17 protein-coding genes and 1 pseudogene are annotated in these 16,316 nt (G+C 43.5%); 14 read left to right on the plus strand and 4 right to left on the minus strand.

Translation table 11 applies throughout. The annotated features are described in order from the left end of the window. Positions 1-872 (minus strand): sigma 54-interacting transcriptional regulator (locus AC1U9U_RS10665; RefSeq protein ID WP_479960546.1); only part of this gene is annotated, 872 nt, incomplete at its 3' end. A gap of 468 nt (positions 873-1,340) precedes the next feature. Here AC1U9U_RS10665 and AC1U9U_RS10670 point away from each other — a divergent pair. From AC1U9U_RS10670 to AC1U9U_RS10710, 9 genes are all read left to right on the plus strand, one after another. Continuing rightward, entirely contained in the window at positions 1,341-2,138 is a 798-nt protein-coding gene (locus AC1U9U_RS10670; RefSeq protein ID WP_479960547.1) for a methyltetrahydrofolate cobalamin methyltransferase, read from the plus strand. Positions 2,139-2,244: 106 nt separating this feature from the next. After that, the gene (gene pylB, locus AC1U9U_RS10675; RefSeq protein WP_479960548.1) at positions 2,245-3,345 is read left to right on the plus strand and encodes a methylornithine synthase PylB; all 1,101 of its coding nucleotides are present in this window, start codon (positions 2,245-2,247) and stop codon (positions 3,343-3,345) included. After that, positions 3,336-4,541: a 3-methylornithine--L-lysine ligase PylC gene (gene pylC, locus AC1U9U_RS10680; RefSeq protein WP_479960549.1), complete on the plus strand. Its 1,206-nt coding sequence runs from the start codon at positions 3,336-3,338 to the stop codon at positions 4,539-4,541. The genes pylB and pylC overlap by 10 nt, the downstream gene beginning before the upstream one ends. Before the next feature lie 80 nt (positions 4,542-4,621). Beyond that, positions 4,622-5,473 (plus strand): 3-methylornithyl-N6-L-lysine dehydrogenase PylD, encoded by an 852-nt coding sequence (gene pylD / locus AC1U9U_RS10685; RefSeq protein ID WP_479960550.1) that lies wholly within the window; start codon positions 4,622-4,624, stop codon positions 5,471-5,473. Then, complete coding sequence (pylSn, locus tag AC1U9U_RS10690) at positions 5,470-5,823, plus strand: pyrrolysine--tRNA(Pyl) ligase small subunit (protein ID WP_479960551.1); 354 nt, start codon at positions 5,470-5,472, stop codon at positions 5,821-5,823. Before pylD (AC1U9U_RS10685) ends, pylSn (AC1U9U_RS10690) begins: the two co-directional genes overlap by 4 nt. Positions 5,824-6,087: 264 nt before the next feature. Beyond that, the gene (locus AC1U9U_RS10695; RefSeq protein ID WP_479960552.1) at positions 6,088-7,044 is read left to right on the plus strand and encodes a phosphotransferase; all 957 of its coding nucleotides are present in this window, start codon (positions 6,088-6,090) and stop codon (positions 7,042-7,044) included. Between the two features lie 272 nt (positions 7,045-7,316). After that, positions 7,317-8,156 carry a 3-methylornithyl-N6-L-lysine dehydrogenase PylD gene (gene pylD / locus AC1U9U_RS10700; protein WP_479960553.1) on the plus strand — a complete coding sequence of 280 codons (840 nt, stop codon included), beginning with the start codon at positions 7,317-7,319 and terminating at the stop codon, positions 8,154-8,156. Between the two features lie 33 nt (positions 8,157-8,189). Beyond that, positions 8,190-8,519 (plus strand): pyrrolysine--tRNA(Pyl) ligase small subunit, encoded by a 330-nt coding sequence (pylSn, locus tag AC1U9U_RS10705; protein ID WP_479960554.1) that lies wholly within the window; start codon positions 8,190-8,192, stop codon positions 8,517-8,519. 78 nt (positions 8,520-8,597) lie between these two features. Then, positions 8,598-9,236 (plus strand): cobalamin B12-binding domain-containing protein, encoded by a 639-nt coding sequence (locus AC1U9U_RS10710; RefSeq protein WP_479960555.1) that lies wholly within the window; start codon positions 8,598-8,600, stop codon positions 9,234-9,236. Between the two features lie 171 nt (positions 9,237-9,407). Here the strand turns inward: AC1U9U_RS10710 and AC1U9U_RS10715 are convergent, their stop codons facing one another. The 3 genes and pseudogenes from AC1U9U_RS10715 to AC1U9U_RS10725 form a co-directional block, all read right to left on the minus strand. Continuing rightward, complete coding sequence (locus AC1U9U_RS10715; protein ID WP_479960556.1) at positions 9,408-10,274, minus strand: EamA family transporter; 867 nt, start codon at positions 10,272-10,274, stop codon at positions 9,408-9,410. A gap of 120 nt (positions 10,275-10,394) precedes the next feature. Then, positions 10,395-11,855 (minus strand): annotated as a pseudogene (gene mttB / locus AC1U9U_RS10720) ([trimethylamine--corrinoid protein] Co-methyltransferase). 248 nt (positions 11,856-12,103) lie between these two features. Beyond that, entirely contained in the window at positions 12,104-13,543 is a 1,440-nt protein-coding gene (locus tag AC1U9U_RS10725) for a sigma-54 interaction domain-containing protein (RefSeq protein WP_479960557.1), read from the minus strand. Positions 13,544-13,901: 358 nt separating this feature from the next. Between AC1U9U_RS10725 and AC1U9U_RS10730 the strand changes: the two genes are divergently transcribed. The 5 genes from AC1U9U_RS10730 to AC1U9U_RS10750 all read left to right on the plus strand — a co-directional run. Continuing rightward, entirely contained in the window at positions 13,902-14,900 is a 999-nt protein-coding gene (locus AC1U9U_RS10730) for a DMT family transporter (RefSeq protein ID WP_479960558.1), read from the plus strand. Positions 14,901-14,916: 16 nt separating this feature from the next. Then, positions 14,917-15,225, plus strand: a complete 309-nt coding sequence (locus AC1U9U_RS10735; RefSeq protein WP_479960559.1) for a hypothetical protein — start codon at positions 14,917-14,919, stop codon at positions 15,223-15,225. 73 nt (positions 15,226-15,298) lie between these two features. Then, on the plus strand, positions 15,299-15,637 hold the full coding sequence (eutS, locus tag AC1U9U_RS10740; RefSeq protein WP_479960560.1) for an ethanolamine utilization microcompartment protein EutS: 339 nt from the start codon (positions 15,299-15,301) through the stop codon (positions 15,635-15,637). After that, the gene (locus AC1U9U_RS10745) at positions 15,634-16,092 is read left to right on the plus strand and encodes a EutP/PduV family microcompartment system protein (RefSeq protein WP_479960561.1); all 459 of its coding nucleotides are present in this window, start codon (positions 15,634-15,636) and stop codon (positions 16,090-16,092) included. The genes eutS and AC1U9U_RS10745 overlap by 4 nt, the downstream gene beginning before the upstream one ends. A gap of 14 nt (positions 16,093-16,106) precedes the next feature. Next, positions 16,107-16,316 (plus strand): BMC domain-containing protein (locus tag AC1U9U_RS10750; protein WP_479960562.1); only part of this gene is annotated, 210 nt, incomplete at its 3' end.

The following is a 16,316-nucleotide window of genomic DNA, read 5'->3' on the forward strand; positions in this document are numbered from 1 at the left end:
AGCCTTCTGACTGTTTTGTCCTGAAGTATTCTGAGCAGTTTAGCCTGTAGAGGTATGGACATAGAATTTATTTCGTCCAAAAAAATGGTTCCGTCTCCGGCTTGCTCGAATAGACCCGGTGATTCTGTGGCACCTGTAAAAGCACCTTTGACCGTCCCGAAAAGCAAGCTTTCTAATAATGTCTCCGGAATAGCCGCACAATTGACGGGAATAAAGGGGCCTTTGGAGTGCAAACTTGCATTATGAATCCCTTGCGCAAAAAGCTCTTTACCTGTTCCGGTTTCCCCCACAATTAAGACTGGGGAGTTGCGGCGGGCAATTTTACGTGCTTCCTCCGTGATTCTTTTTATGGTGTCATTTCCTTTGATATCTTCGAGCAGAAAACTTGCCCCCGTAGGATGGTATTCCTCTTGCTGACTGAATTTTTTCTGCATTTCCAAGGTAATAGCGATGAAATCACTCATCTGATTCATATTGCGGAAGATAACGTAAACGGCAGCCACTTGCCCCTTGTAATAAAATGGGAATGCGCTATAAATCATATTGGTTTTTCTTCCATCGTGCAAGTAATACCAATAGGGTTGTTCAACCAGCGGTTTTCCTGTCCTTAAGACTTTTGTTGTTACTTCATCGGAAAAATAATAAGGAGGAGCAAATACCTCATCTTCTTTTTTTCCTAACAAATCTTGTCGGCTTAGACCTTCCATTTTTTCCGATTCGCTATTATAGAGAATAATTTCGTCTTTCTCGTTGACCGCGTATACAGATTCATGAATGCTATCAATGATCGTCTTTAGCAGTTCGTTTTCTTTTCGGAGTTCTCTATTTTTTTGTTTTAGCTCCTCAATCATACTAATTGTTTCTGTTTTCATATGAATCCCCCCTACGACAAGATATTTTTTCTTGGTTAACAGGACAGTTTACTGTAAACATTTGTTTCATTGAAAAATCCTGTGACATCTATCTTTAGTAGCAGATTCTTTTAACTGTAAAGGAAAAATTACAGTTAAGAAGAGCGGGATATGGCAATGAAGTCTCTAAAACATTGATATAGCAAGGTCGGTAGAAATATAATTGATTGGCATGGAATTTGCTAGTTATATACGTGAAGGGATGGGAAGACCTAGTCCTTAAAAACTATAATGGACGAATCTTTCCAGACTTACAAGGCTGAATATTCCGTCAAATAGGGACAAATAAACTCAATTTTCCCCAAATTACTCTTGGAGGAGGCGATAAAGAGTTTTCGATTATAAGAACTGCTGATAAATTTATTACCTATTATATCAACGGGGGGAATGGGTAAAACTGGGTGAAGATATTATTTTGGAGGGGATAAGATGTTAATTGTCGGAGAACTAATTAATGCCAGTAGAAAGGCCATTGGAGAAGCCATCCGGGTACAAGACACGGAAGCTGTAAAAAAAGTTGCCATTGCTCAACGTGATGCAGGGGCAGATTTCATCGATGTAAATGCGGGAATCTTCGTGGGGAAAGAAGCAGAGTACCTTAAATGGCTTGTGGAGACTGTTCAAGAGGCTACTGATGCTCCTTGCTGTCTTGATAGTCCGGACCCTCTGGCAATTCAGGCGGCATTATCTGTACATAAGGGTGTTGCAATGATTAATTCTATTTCATTGGAAAAGAGCCGCTATGATGCCCTAATTCCCGTGATCGCCGGAACCGATCTTAAGGTCATCGCTTTATGTATGAGTGATGAAGGGATGCCCGAGACCACTGAGCAAAGGCTTAGAATCGCGGACCAACTCATAAATGGCTTAGTGCGGCATAATGTTTCAATTGACAACATCTACGTTGACCCCTTGGTTCAACCGGTTGCAACAAATAAAAGCTTTGGATTTGAATTCCTCAATGCGGTAGAGGCTATTTCCAAAGAATTCCAAGGGGTTCATACTATGTGCGGTTTATCAAACATTTCTTATGGATTGCCGAACCGAAAATTCATTAATCGAGCCTTTGCCGTAATGGCAATTGCTAAGGGCCTTGATGGACTAATTGTTGATCCCTTAGATCAACAAATGATGGCAAACCTGGTCGTAGCAGAAACGTTGGCCGGACGTGATGATTATTGTATGAATTATCTCACGGCACACCGCTCGGGAATGTTTGGTTTTTAACCTCCTCGACCACCAAAGGATTTTTCCACCATCCTTTGGTGGTCACCTTATTCTATTCTATTACCAGATGAGCCATTGCTTGAATCACGTTTATGGAGGTGACCCAATGGGGAAGTCGCAACTGGAAAGGATACTTGAAAAAGCAAGCCGGGAATTACCCCTTGAACGTCAGGAGATTGTCGATTTATTAGATCTGACCGGCGAAGAAGAATTCAACAAGGTCACGGAGGTTGCTCGGAAGCTGCGAGGGAAGTATTTTTTTAACAAAATCTTTCTTTATGGTTTTATCTATTTTTCGACTTATTGCCGAAACGACTGTACATTTTGCCTTTATCGGAAATCTAATTCCAATTATCCACGCTATCGCAAAAGCCAAGATGAGATTATGGCGACAGCACATTGCTTAGGTCAATCAGGAGTGAATTTGTTGGATTTAACCATGGGCGAAGATCCACTATATCATTCTCGCATACAGGGATTTAATGATCTCATTCAAATAGTCAAAGATATAAAACGCGAAAAAGGGATCCCTGTTATGATCTCACCAGGGGTGGTTTCTGAGGAAATTTTATTCAAATTGAAAGAAGCGGGAGCAGATTGGTACGCTTGTTATCAAGAAACGCATAATAAAACACTTTATAGTCAATTGCGGATAAAACAGAGCTATGAAGAACGTATGAATCGAAAGATGCGCGCCCAAAAAATGGGGTATTTGATCGAGGAAGGTCTATTAACCGGTGTCGGTGAGACGAGCGAAGATATTGCGGATTCCATCCTGACTATGAGCAAAATGGGGGCTGATCAAGTTCGGGTCATGAGTTTTGTTCCTCAGAAAAATACCCCTTTAGAGAATTGGCAAGTAGGGTCACATTTTCGGGAGCTGTTAATTATAGCGATAATGCGCTTGGTTATGCCTGATCGCTTAATTCCTGCTTCTCTCGATGTTGATGGCTTAAGGGGATTGGTACAACGTCTCAATGCCGGGGCAAATGTCATTACATCAATCATTCCGCCTTCGGCGGGCATGGCCGGGGTATCTCAAAGTACTTTAGATATCGATGATGGAAATCGCTCCTTAGAAAAAATCCTCCCCCTTCTGGATGCCAATCAATTAGAGCCGGCAACTCTCAGCGAATATCAAGCTTGGGTTCAAGCGCGTCAAGCAATGCTTAGTACCCTGAAGAAAGAGGGGATTCAATGCGGGTAGCAATTATTGGCGGGAAATTGCAAGGAGTAGAGGCAACTTATCTGGCAAAGAAGGCAGGCTGGAGAGTCGCGTTGTTTGACCGAAGGGAGAATGCTCAAGCATCTACCCTGGCGGACAGCTTTCACTGCTTGGACCTATTAGCTTCTCAGGAGAATTTTAGATCCTTATTAAAAAACAACATTGATTTAATCCTTCCAGCCATTGAAGATGAGGAGGTACTGATATTTCTCACGGGGGTTGCGGAAGACCTCCGGATTCCCTTGGCCTTTGATCTGGATGCCTATCGGCTTTCTTCATCAAAACGAAAATCCAATCAACTATTTCAAGAACTGCATATACCCATGCCACTGCCTTGGCCCCAGTGTTCTTTTCCATTGTTGATCAAGCCTTCGGGAGCGAGCGGTAGCGTGGAAGTTCAAACGGTAACCCATAAAGAAGAGATTGAGTCTATTCTCGCTAAAGACCCTGAAAAGGAATGGGTTGTGGAAGAGTTTCTCGAAGGACCATCCTATTCGATTGAAGTAATTGGCTATGCCGGCGAGTATAGAGTATTCCCTATCACAGAATTAGAGATGGACAGCCAATATGATTGTAAACGTGTTATATCTCCTGCCGAAATTAATTATAAGTTTATCAATCAATTTGAAGAGCTTGCCCTAAAAATAGCCAGTCAAATAGGTTTAAACGGCATTATGGATGTCGAGACTATTCTCCATTTAGGAAAATTAAAGGTCCTGGAGATTGATGCCCGGCTGCCAAGTCAGACTCCTACGGCTATTTATCATTCCTCGGGAATAAACATGGTTGAATGTTTAGGATATTCCTTTACCCAGGGAAGCCTCTACATTCCTATTCCGAAGCGTCCCTCTCCACAAGATCGCTTCTGTCTATATGAGCATCTGAGAGTAAATGCGGATCAGATTGAAGTTTCCGGCGAGCATATTATCGCCGAAGCGGGCCCTCTTCGTCTGCTCACTAATTTCTTTGGGGCGGATGAGGTCTTAACGGATTATACTCCGGAAAAGAAGGAGTGGGTTGTTACTTTAATTACCCGGGGCCCCACCCAGCACGAAGTATGGGCCAAACGGTATAAAATTATCCGCAGAATTCAAGAGGAACTCCAGATTCCTCGTTTCTTAGATCCTTATCCCTTAAGTTTACCCTTGACAACCACCACTAAAACTCCGGCTTCTTGAGCCGGAGCAGGTGCGGAAGAGCTCTGGACATAGCAAGCCGGCTTTTAGATAATTGCCGGATTAGAAGGAGATGGAAAGGTATGACCCGTCTATGCGAGAGCGATATACGCTGCCTTGAGAACACCATGGAAAATTACAACCTGGAATTAGTCATTAAAACCGGACATACCCTTTCTGAAATCGCCGCCCATGCTGTCGGTATTACCTGGGTGAACGAAGGACAAATAAAAGAATTAGGCAATATTGCGGTTGTGCCAATAACAAGTGGTTTAGGGGTTATTCCTGGATTTGCTGAAACCGTGTCAGGAATTTTATCTTTCTTAGGAGTGAAGGCCCAAGTTATGAATCACTCAGATGTCCAGGGCATCGCTGAAGCTTTGGAGCGGAAATCTGAAATGATTTTTATGGCGGATGATAACCGCTTTATCGCTATGCATTTAAAAAGCGGATATTTCTCGGAAAATAGTGTGGCAACGGGAAAAGGGTATGCCGCAGCTTTAGATTATATGGTCGGTGGCCTTAAGGATCGCAGTGTTTTAATCATTGGCGCGGGGAGAGTAGGCCGTGCAGCGGCCCTTTCTGTTCTAAATTATCAGGGTAAAGTTCATGTATTTGACTTAGAGCCGAAGGCAAGTGAAACTTTAGCCCAAGAGATTTATAAAAAGAGTGGAAACCGAATCGGCATTGAAGAAAATCTAGAAATAGCCTTAAAAGGTCATCAGCTTATTATTGATGCATGTTCTGAAGGTGAATTCATAAAGAAGGAACATATAACACCGGAAAGTTATATTGCTGCACCAGGCGTGCCGTTAGGTATTGATCCGGAGGCTATTCCACGGATTCAGCCGCGGTTAATTCATGACCCCCTCCAATTAGGTGTTGCGACGATGCTCTTTGATATGATAAAGGAGATTAATTCTGAAATTAAATGAAAAGAAAGGAGAATCTCGTCATGAATCTCTCGGCAAAATCCAATGAGAAGAAAAGATACTACCGCAAAAACAATGATTTATTTAATTTGCTTGAAAAAATTAAACTCTGGCCATCACGAAAGGGGACTTTGCATGGGATTAAATCCATCACTCGCAGGGGAGATTTGGCAGAGGTTATTACTCATTGCAATCGTCATTACATCATTTGTAACTCCCGCCATAGCCGGGCTGCCCGTTGGCTAAGAAATAAGTGGTTTTTTTCTTTGTGTCCCTCTTGCAAGATACCCGAATGGAAGATTGATAAATACTCTTCGACAGTAATGAGTCAACATTATGGAGCACGACTCTAAATATTTTCAATTTCCGGTGAAACCGGAGAATAAGTTAATCCTGACTTTAAGTATTAAAGATGACTTATCCTTGCTGGGATGAGTTATCGGCAATTAATAATTAACTTGGTACTAAAAGTGGAAAAGACCCTAAATCGCCGGCTTTGTGCGATGTTAGGGTCTTCTTTTTTTGGAGGGAATTTGGCATAGATTTTGCAGTTGATGAAAAAAGAAGATAGGTGAGATAGATGATGCGACAAGTTAAAAAATGGAGGGGAATAAGAAATGTATCAAAAAGTTGAGTATGAAGCATTCATTTCATTAAATCACATTGGCAGAATATTTCAGCTGGTAAGTTCTATCCCATTTTTTCAAGAGAAGAAAGCTAAGATCTCTCGCATTGAAGTACTTCCGGGTGGCTTAACCAATAGCAATTACAAAGTGACCATCGATGGAGTAACTTATGCTTTGCGGATAGCAGGTGAGGGGACTATGGAGTATCTCAATCGCCCGGCAGAAAAACATAATGCCAGGATTATGTCTGATATTGGGGTTAACGCTCCCATTATTTATTATGATGAGACCACCGGCAATCAGGTCTGCAAGTATATTGATGAATCAATTACTATGCATCCCGAAGATTTTAGGACAGATCACTATCTTAAACTGGGGGCCAAAGTATTTCGCAAATACCATACTTGCGGGAGGGAGTTTATTTCCGAGTTTAACCCCCTTCGCGAAACCCATATTTATCGTGAATTACTAAAGCAGAAAAATGTAACTTTCTATGAAGGGTCGGAATTGATGACCGAAAAGCTTGATGAAATTGAACAGCTTTTGGAGAAGTATCCCTCTCCTTTAGCCCCCTGCCATAATGATCCTTTATGCGAAAACTGGTTGGATGACCAACAAAACTTCTATCTGATTGATTGGGAATACGGCGGCATGAACGACCCCATGTTTGACTTAGGAGCGTTGTCCATTGAGGCTGATTTGAACGAAGAGCAAGAACGGTATTTACTTCGGGAGTACTTTGGGGAAGAGTTAACAGAAAGGCAGTGGGGATGCCTTATTATCAATAAATTTCTTTGTGATGCTCTGTGGAGTTATTGGGCAGTACTACAAATTGCCACCGGCAAGCCTTACGAGGAATATTGGCCGTATGGATTAAATCGCTTTAAGCGAGCCTACAAGTTAATTCATGAGGGAACCCTGGACCGTGCCATAAATTCCTATCAATAAAGGTATAAGAAACCGGTAGTAACGGAGGGGAACGATATGTCACAATTAGCTTTAAAAGAGATACTCGTAAAAGCTGAACAAGCAGAGCTGGACCAAGTTTCTCTCCTTGCCCGGAAGCTACGCCGATCCTTCCGGTTCTTCAAGCAAATCAGTTAGAGCCTTCTCTTCTTGAAGACTATCAAGCCTGGGTGCTGGGGCGCCAATCAGCATCCCGTTATTTGTTGATCCTTTCCCCGGATACAATCGGCAGGAATTAAAGGAGATGGTAAGGGATGACCCGTCTTAAGGAAAACGATATCGGTTGGATCGGCAATGCCATGGAAAAGTATAATTTTGAAGTCATTACCAAGACGGGATATACCCTCGCCGAAATTGCCGCTCATGCAGTTGGTTTTCACGAGTTAGACGAAAGAAAATTGCTAAAAGCAAGGAATATTGCAGTTATACCAATCAGCAGTGGTTTGGGAGTTATTGGGGGATTTTCGGAAACTGTGGCCGCAATCCTGGCTTTCTTAAAGATGAATGCTTTCGTTACTAGGCATACTGATATGGGAGGAATTGCTGAGGCCATAGATAGAAATGCTGAAATTTTTTTCCTGGCTGATGATGAACGCTTTATCGCTATGCATACCAAAAGTGGTTATTATTCCGATAATAGCGAAGCCACCGGTAAAGGATATGTTGCAGCCTTAGATTATATGGCCGGTGGTCTTAAGGGACGTGAAGTCCTAATTTTGGGAGCTGGAAGGGTTGGTAGGGCGGCAGCTTTCTCCGTAGTGGCTTTTCAGGGTAATGTCCATATTTATGATCCGAATAGTAAAGCCGGTGAGAAATTAGCAGCTGCGGTTTACCTAAGGCATAAAATCCGGATCAAGGTTGAGGAAGATTTCCATCAGGCCTTGCAAAACCATCAGTTAATAATTGACGCTTGTCCGGAGGGCGAATTTATGAATAAAGAGCATTTAGCTGCGGATTGTTATATTGCTGCTCCGGGTGTGCCCTTGGGAATTCAGGCTGGGGCTATTCCCCAGATTAAGTCGCGCCTGATTCATGATCCGCTTCAATTGGGGGTAGCCACGATGCTTTTCGATATACTCAAAAACACAAAGTGAGGAAGATCTGGCAAAAGGGCGGTGTGCATTAGCTTGAAGTCACAGATAAAGGCAGATGATAAAAAAAGATATTATCGCAAAAATAATGATTTTTTTAACTTGGTCAATAAAATAAAACTCTGGCCTTCCCGGAAAGGAACCTTACATGGAATCCGTTCGATAAATCGCAAGGGGGATCGGGCCGAGCTAGTTACCCATTGTAATTGCCGTTTTATTATTGATAATTCCCGGCATAGTCGGGCTGCCCGCTGGCTGCGCAATAAATGGTACTTTGGTCTGTGCCCCGTATGTAAGGTGCCGGAATGGAAAATAAGAAAATACTCTTCAACCATAATGAGCCAGCATTATGGCACAAAACTATAGCTGATTTCCGCTGTATCACAAACTCATCTTTACAGCGGTGAAATTAAATAATATTACAGCTAATAGGGAGGAATAAGTATGCCAACATTAAATGACCTTGCCCAAAGTGTTATTGCAGGGAGTATTGATCAAGTTAAGGACCAGGTGAAAACTTTAATTTCCGGAGGGACAGATCCCCTTGAAATTATTAATGGAGGCTTAATCGCTGGGATGAATGTAGTTGGTTCTCGTTTTAAGGTAGGGGATATGTTTGTTCCGGAGGTACTCATGTCGGCGAAGTCCATGAGTTCCGGCCTGGAATTAGTCAAACCATTAATCGCAGATCAAGATATTAAAAGTCAGGGTAAAATTCTCTTGGGTACGGTTAAAGGTGATCTACACGATATCGGGAAGAACTTAGTAGCAATGATGATTGAAAGTGGAGGTCTGGAGGTTATTAATCTGGGGATTGACGTTGCACCGGAAAAGTTTGTGGACGCCGTCCGTGAGCATAATCCTCAGATTCTCGCCATGTCCGCCCTGCTTACAACGACGATGCCCGGAATGAAGGACACCATCGAAATGTTAGAAGAAGAGGGTTTAAGAGCTAAGGTCAAGGTCATCATTGGCGGTGCACCCGTATCCCAGGAATTTGCCAATTCCATTGGCGCAGATGGCTATGCTCCCGACGCAGCATCAGCAACAGATCTGTGCAAAGAATTGATTGGAATGGCTTAAGTACCAAGCCTGATGTTGAGGCAATAATAAGGGGCCGTTCACTCCTAATGCGCATAAAGAAAACCCGGCTTCGCCGAGCTTTAGCGAAAGCGAAGTCGCTGGTTGCCCTTATGCGCCCGCAGACTTATACTTTCTGACTAGCTGAAAAAGGGGCTGTTTTGCGACAGCCCCTTAAAAAAACTTTAGCATAAATACTCCCAAAAGGCTAATCGAAATCCCGAAGATTTTACGCTTAAGATTCCAATTCTCTTTCAGTATCAGAATGCCGATAGTTATCGTTACGACCGTTGAAGTTTGGGCAATCGGTCCCACAACAGACAAGGCTCCCCCGGATTTGTAGGCACCATATAAAGCTAAGGTAGAAATCATCTGCATTAGACTGCCGACCAGAATTATGTAGGTACCCTTCCGAAGCTTTACTAAGTATTTTAAATGATGAGTGGTTTGAGGCTTCATCACTAAAATTATGACGGCCGGAAGAATATAAATTATCACTTGGTAAAGGGCGACAGAAAAATAGTTGAGAAGGTATTTGTCTAAAGCATAGGAGCAGCTGATGATAAAAGCATAGATAAAGGTATAGATTTGAGGTTTATTTAAGTTAAGCTTTTGATCTTTACGCCAATAAATGACAAAGAGGCCAAGAAATATTAACCCTATCCCGATACATGTTTTGATACTAAAAACTTCATCAAAAAAGAATATCCCAATTACGACAAACCACAGGGTTCGTGTTGTAGCGATTGCTTCAACTTGACTGACTTCGGTTCCTTTTAGGGCCAGATAAAACAGAACCAAACAAACCGCATAGAGTACACCATTAATTAAAAGGATCAGCCATACCTGCCAATTTAAGGTATAACTAAGATCCTCAAAAAAAACAGCGGGAATAGTAAGTATTCCTACCGATAAAAGGAATAGACTGCTAAAAGCCGTTGAATCAATTTCCTGATCCCTTAATACAACTTTTTGCAGTAATTTTGAAGTCGAGTTTGTCATTATATAAACCAAAACCAAGGTAAACCAATCAAAAGGCATAACTTTTCTGCTCCTTTATCGCTGAAGGATACGAAGGTACGCAATTTAGTCCATGCAGTATGTTTATAGGGTAGTAGCCGACGTAATCATAGTCGGTCTACTACCCTATTATTTTTTGACTTAGAATTTTGGCTTTTTCCGAGCTGCTTCTTTTTCTTTTGCTTTTAACTCCGTTGTTTCCGCTTCCGCTTCTTTAACAATTTCCTGAAGTTGGCGTTGGATATTGTCGGGCAAAGGACTGAGATTCTTGTAGTTTTCAAGGATGTCGATTGCCTTTTCATAAGAACGTTCGACAATATCTTTGCCGCCATCGGCTAACCAGGCTTCCCGATTGCGCCGATCCAGTAATTGGGCTCGAGAAAGCTCTTTGAAATTCTTGTAGGTGTGATCATGGCTAATGAATTCTCCGCCGGGTCCTACCGCACGAACAACTTCGAGAGCCATTTTTTCATCCGTTACAGGAATTCCTTTTACTGTATGCAGAATCATGCGGGCCATTTCATTCTGCATTACCAGTTGAGCATAGTCCCAGGTTAAGCCCCCCTCGAGCATTCCCAGGCCGTAAATCATGTTAGCGCCTGCTAACGCCGGTAATAAGGCGGTCAGAGTAAACTCATGGGCTGCTTGGGCATCAGGGACTTTGCTATCAGTCTATCCCCCGGCGACCCAGCTTGGCAAGTTATAGAATTGAGCCAGCTTGGCTACTGCCGCACTGAATAAGGCCAACTCGGGTGTGCCAACGCTGGCAACCGTCGTCCGGAGGTCCATCATGGTCGTAGAAGTACCGTAGACCATAGGGTGGCCCTTTTTCACTAATTGGCTGAGGACCAGCATACTTAATATTTCGGCATTATGGGTTACTAAGGTACTTGCTAAATGTACACAGGTTGTTCCCCCGGCCAATCCCATGGAGTTGATCTTAGCGGGGACCCCCATGCGGATCGCTTCGATGAGGGTATCGGTAGCTCCTTTGGAGTGAACCAGGGGGCTAACAGGGTCCGTACTTTGCGAAAATAAGGGTCTCTCGCGGAATTTGTCTTCCCCTCCCGAGACAACATAACCCATTTTAGCAACGGCGCGCATATTTTCCGGACGGTTCATGCCGATATAGGCATGTTTGGTAGAGTAATTATAAAAAGATTCTGCAATATGAACTTGTGCGACATCCGGATCTACTTCCGAAGGTCCGATGGCCCGCTCAAAGATGATTATCTGATCCATTGCTTCGCAAAACCGCGTAACATCGTCCACATCTTTTTTTAGAGGCTTACGCATTGCCCGGGTATAAGGATCGATCATCCGCACTGCTTCGCCGAAGTTGACAAAACCGGTCCGGTTTCCTTCATTGAGCCAATCATTTTCCGGGTTCCTGCCACAGGCCCGAAAAGTGTTGGGAATTGAGCGCAACGAATCTTCCACCAAGTAGGCTGGAATTTTGACAATATTGGTCTCCGGATTCAGAGTACAGCCATTACTGTAAAAGATCTCGCGGGCTTCCTCACTTTCCACTTTAACCCCGATATTCCATAGTATATCTAGGGTAGCCAAATGGATATCATAGAGTTCATCATAGGTAAACATGTTAAGGCCGATTCCTTCCCTGCGAAGGGAACCGGCATGCAGCCCTCTAACAGTCAACAATTTTCACCTCCAAATATTTTGTGAGAGTACAATGCCATCGGAGAAGTATCGAGAGATCACCTCCTTTTAAGATTGTTTCATGGCAATTTTGTTGAGACGCAGGATATTTAAAAATTATGCAAGATTTATGCCAGTGCCTAAAATAACAAAACCACCCATCTTGACACTGGGTGGTTTTAAAAGCTAATTCATTTTTGATTCAGGATAAGTTGATTTTGGGTGTCGGCGAGGTATTTGCGAATAAGACGGCTGGCCTTGCTTTGACTGATTTTCAAATGCTTAGCAACTTCATAGGAACTACCTAAATCTCTATACGCGTTCAAAATCAGGTTTTTTTCCACTTCGTTGACTGCATCGTCCAGTGAAAGAACCTGACTAGGCTCGGCAGGCTCAATTGCCGTGCTTAAAATGTCCCCACCCGGCTTTACGGGTGGATTAAATCCTTTAGGGAGATCAATCTCATCAATCAGATTTCCTTGATTAATAACGACTAATCGCTCTATGGTATTTTCCAATTCACGGGCATTGCCAGGCCAGGGATATTCAGTAAATAAGTCTAAAACTTTCTTCGATAATTGCCGCTCCGTTTTGTACTTCGCATTAAAATTTTCTAGAAAATAAAGGGCCAAAGGCACGATTTCCTCTTTTCTTTCGCGCAGGGGAGGAAGTTCAATTTCAAAAATATTTAATCGATAGTACAGGTCTTCGCGGAATTGTCTTTTTTTTACTAAGGCATCAATATCTTGATTAGTGGCGGCGATGATACGGCAATTGACCTGTTGAACCTCACGCCCACCCACTTTGTAGTACTGATTTTCATGGAGTACTTGCAAAAGCTTGGCCTGCATGCGTAAAGGAAGTTCCGCAATTTCATCAAGAAAGAGGGTTCCTTCACTGGCTAACTCGACAAGACCGATATTTCCTTTACTATTGGCGCCGGTAAAGGCGCCTTTTGAATAGCCGAAGAGTTCAGATTCCATAAGTTCAGAGGGAATTGATGCACAGTTGACAATGATAAAGGGCCCATTCTTGCGCGGACCATTTTTATGAATATGTTTTGCCATGTGGCTTTTACCCGTTCCCGATTCGCCCAGGAGCAACACGGTGGAGTCTACTTGAGAAATTCGTTGAACCAGATCTAACAAGTTCCCCATTTTACGGCTTCTCGTAATAAATTCGGGAATATTCATTTCTTTTTTGCGTAGGGTTTCTACCTCGAATTGGTAGCGATCAAGAAGCTCTTGGCTTTTGGCTAATTCCATTTTCAAGCCGGTGGACTCGGTGATATCTCTGGCATTCTCAATTATATATTCAATATTACCGTTAGCGTCCAGGATCGGTGTCGCGGTTGTTAATAGGGTTTTGCCGGTTCGGGTTTTTTGCTCAAGGGTTACGGTTTTCTTTCTTTTTAAAGCAATGGGGCTGACGCGTGGAAACCAATAATGGCCATCGCTGACTTCTTTGGAACTCTTGCCAATGATTTCGGAAGCTTTAACACCACAATGCCTTTCCACCGCATGATTTACATAGACGACTATGCCTTGGGCATTGATGACATAAATTTCATCATGGGCCTGATCCAAGATCTTTTTTAACAGTTCGTAATTGAGCTGGGGTGTTTCGGCCATGCAATCACCTCTTTTGAATTCAATTTATCGAACTTTTCGCGTAATTTGAACATTTCGTCAAAGCTTAAAGGAAATCCTTCTATAGTGGGAGAATTGCTAAAAACTAACAGCAAAATTGACTTAAGAAGTCAGTTTTGATTTAGACGTAAAGATTTCCAACAGCCTGAGAATTAGAGATTGGGGGATATTGGCCCGGCTTTGATCACTGTTTAGATTGGCACGTTTCTTGCTTATTATTTTGGTAATCACAGTACTTGACATAAGCAAGGGTAAGTAAAAGCAAAGGAGGATAGGATTAGAAGGCACTCTTTATTAAGTTCATGGAGCAAAGTGGTATCAAGTGAAATGGAGGGAGAATATGTCCAATTTAAGTAGGGGGAATCTACAAGAATTACAGATGAGTAAGGACTTATCCCATGCCAAGAAAGGTTTGCTTTGGGGTATCCTTTCCGGAGCCACTTGGGGGCTGGACGGGGTGATTCTTGGGATAGCTTTAGCTATGTCTCCTTTTACAGGGGGGGCAACACTCTATGCAGGACCGCTTGCCGGGGCTGCAATGCATGACGGCTTTGCGGGATTTTGGTTATTTCTTTATAACTTGTTTACCGGACGCTGGCGAGAGTATATCCGGACTCTAAACACTAAGCCGGGTAAGATCGTCCTACTGGGTGCGTTGTTTGGCGGTCCGATTGGGATGTCCGGCTACCTTATTGGTATTAATCTGGCAGGTGCTTCCTATGCCCTTTCGATTACCGCAATGTATCCTGCTATTGGGGCTATCTTGGCTTTCTTCGTTCTGAAGGAGAAGATTAGGCCTCGTGTCTGGTTAGGGATCGCCCTCTGTATCATTGGGGCAATAACCGTCAGTTATGTACCACCGGAAGGAGATTTCCCCTACTTTTATCTGGGAATCGGTCTATCCTTATTGGCATGTATAGGCTGGGGTACTGAAGGAGTTCTCTCAGGTTTTGGTATGGATATGGTGGACCCGGCGGTTGCCATTGGTATTCGTGAAGCGACGTCCTTTGTGGTCTACTTTATTGCAATATTACCTGCTTTTGCCGGGATGATTATATTCTGGGAAGCTTTCCTTGCCAATGCCCTTCTTTATGTGGTTCTCGCCGGCTTCTTTGGTGGCTTATCCTATTTAGCCTGGTATCGCGCCATTAATATGACCGGAGTTGCCCGGGCCATGGCCTTCAATATTTCCTACGCTCTTTGGGGTGTATTTTTTGGCTGGTTATTGACCGATCTGCAAATTACCCCAAACCTTTTGGGCGGCGCTGCAATTATTTTTATAGGTACCGTTCTTGTTACTGCTAATCCCAAAGAACTTCTCAAACTGAGAAACAACTAAGTAAGGGGGGCGTCACATGAAATTACCGATGCGGTTTCGCATTCTTCACCTTCTCACCACCAACCCAAATGGACTTTCCGAGTCGGAAATTATGGAGGCCTTAAAGCCCGAATATGGCGCTGAAGGCCAGTATAACCGCAAAAATATCGATACCCATCTAGCGTCCATGAAGGCTGTAGGTCTTATTGAGATCAGCGATTTGTTTATGGGCGATAAAGAAGAATTATCGCATAAATTCAAAGCGACTGAAAACGGTTTTAATTATCGAAAATATCTCCCTAAGGCATGGCTTGATAATGATCCTACCCGGAGTGCACCGATGTAAACGTAAAAAGCCGAGACCCGCCGAGCCGGTTTGATTCGGCGGGTCCATAGTAATGAGGAGCGGAGGATGAACAATGGGCGAGAAGCAACGGGTAATTCAAGAGTATGTGCCTGGAAAACAAGTGACGATGGCCCATATCATTCCTAATCCTCAAGGGGATATTCATGAGCGGCTGGGGATAATCAACCAAGGGGCAATTGGCATCATGACCATCACTCCCAGCGAGGCTGCCATAATTGCCGCAGACGCTGCCGGTAAAGCCGGGGATATAGAGGTAGGTTTTCTCGACCGCTTCACAGGTTCCCTGGTTATCACCGGCGATGTAGCCAGTGTGGAAACAGCCATCCATGCTGCCGTCAACACTTTGGTTCGAGTTCTCGGTTTTAGCTCCACGGAAGTGACCAAAAGTTGAATAGTAAGGAAATACGAATTCTACTCATAGGGAGCATTGGCGCCGGTAAAACCTCCCTTAAACAAACCTTAAATCAAGAATCCTTGCATTATAAAAAAACGCAAGTCCTTGATTTTTCCGGAATCTTTATCGATTGCCCGGGGGAGTACCTGGAAATACCAAGGTACTATCATGTATTAATCGATGTCAGCCACCGCGTGACGGAAATCTGGGCTTTACACGACTCTACAAAAACCCGTTCCTTTTATCCGCCTAACTTTGCCCAAGTTTTTCGCAAGCCCGTCATTGGCGTTATAACCAAAATCGATCTTCCTCAAGCCAATCTTGAGCTTGCCCGTTCCTTTATGGCTTATGCGGGCATTGTGCAACCCTACTATGAAATATCTGCGCTGACTGGAGAAGGGATTTCTTCTCTTGCTCAGAGGCTCGGGCTTAGTCCGGTTCAACCAAATTGAAAGGAGTATTGAAAATGGCATATAAAGAAGAGCTTATCGCCCTTGGTATGGTAGAAACAAAAGGGGTTGTCGGGGCAATTGAAGCAGCAGATGCAATGGTTAAGGCCGCTAATGTTAGCCTCATCGGCAAAGTTAAAGTGGGAGGGGGGTTGGTAACAGTCATGGTTCGTGGTGATGTAGGGGCTGTAAAGGCCTCGGTAAAGGCCGCGGCACCGGCATCAACC

The sequence above is a fragment of the Desulfitobacterium sp. genome, from assembly GCF_982384815.1.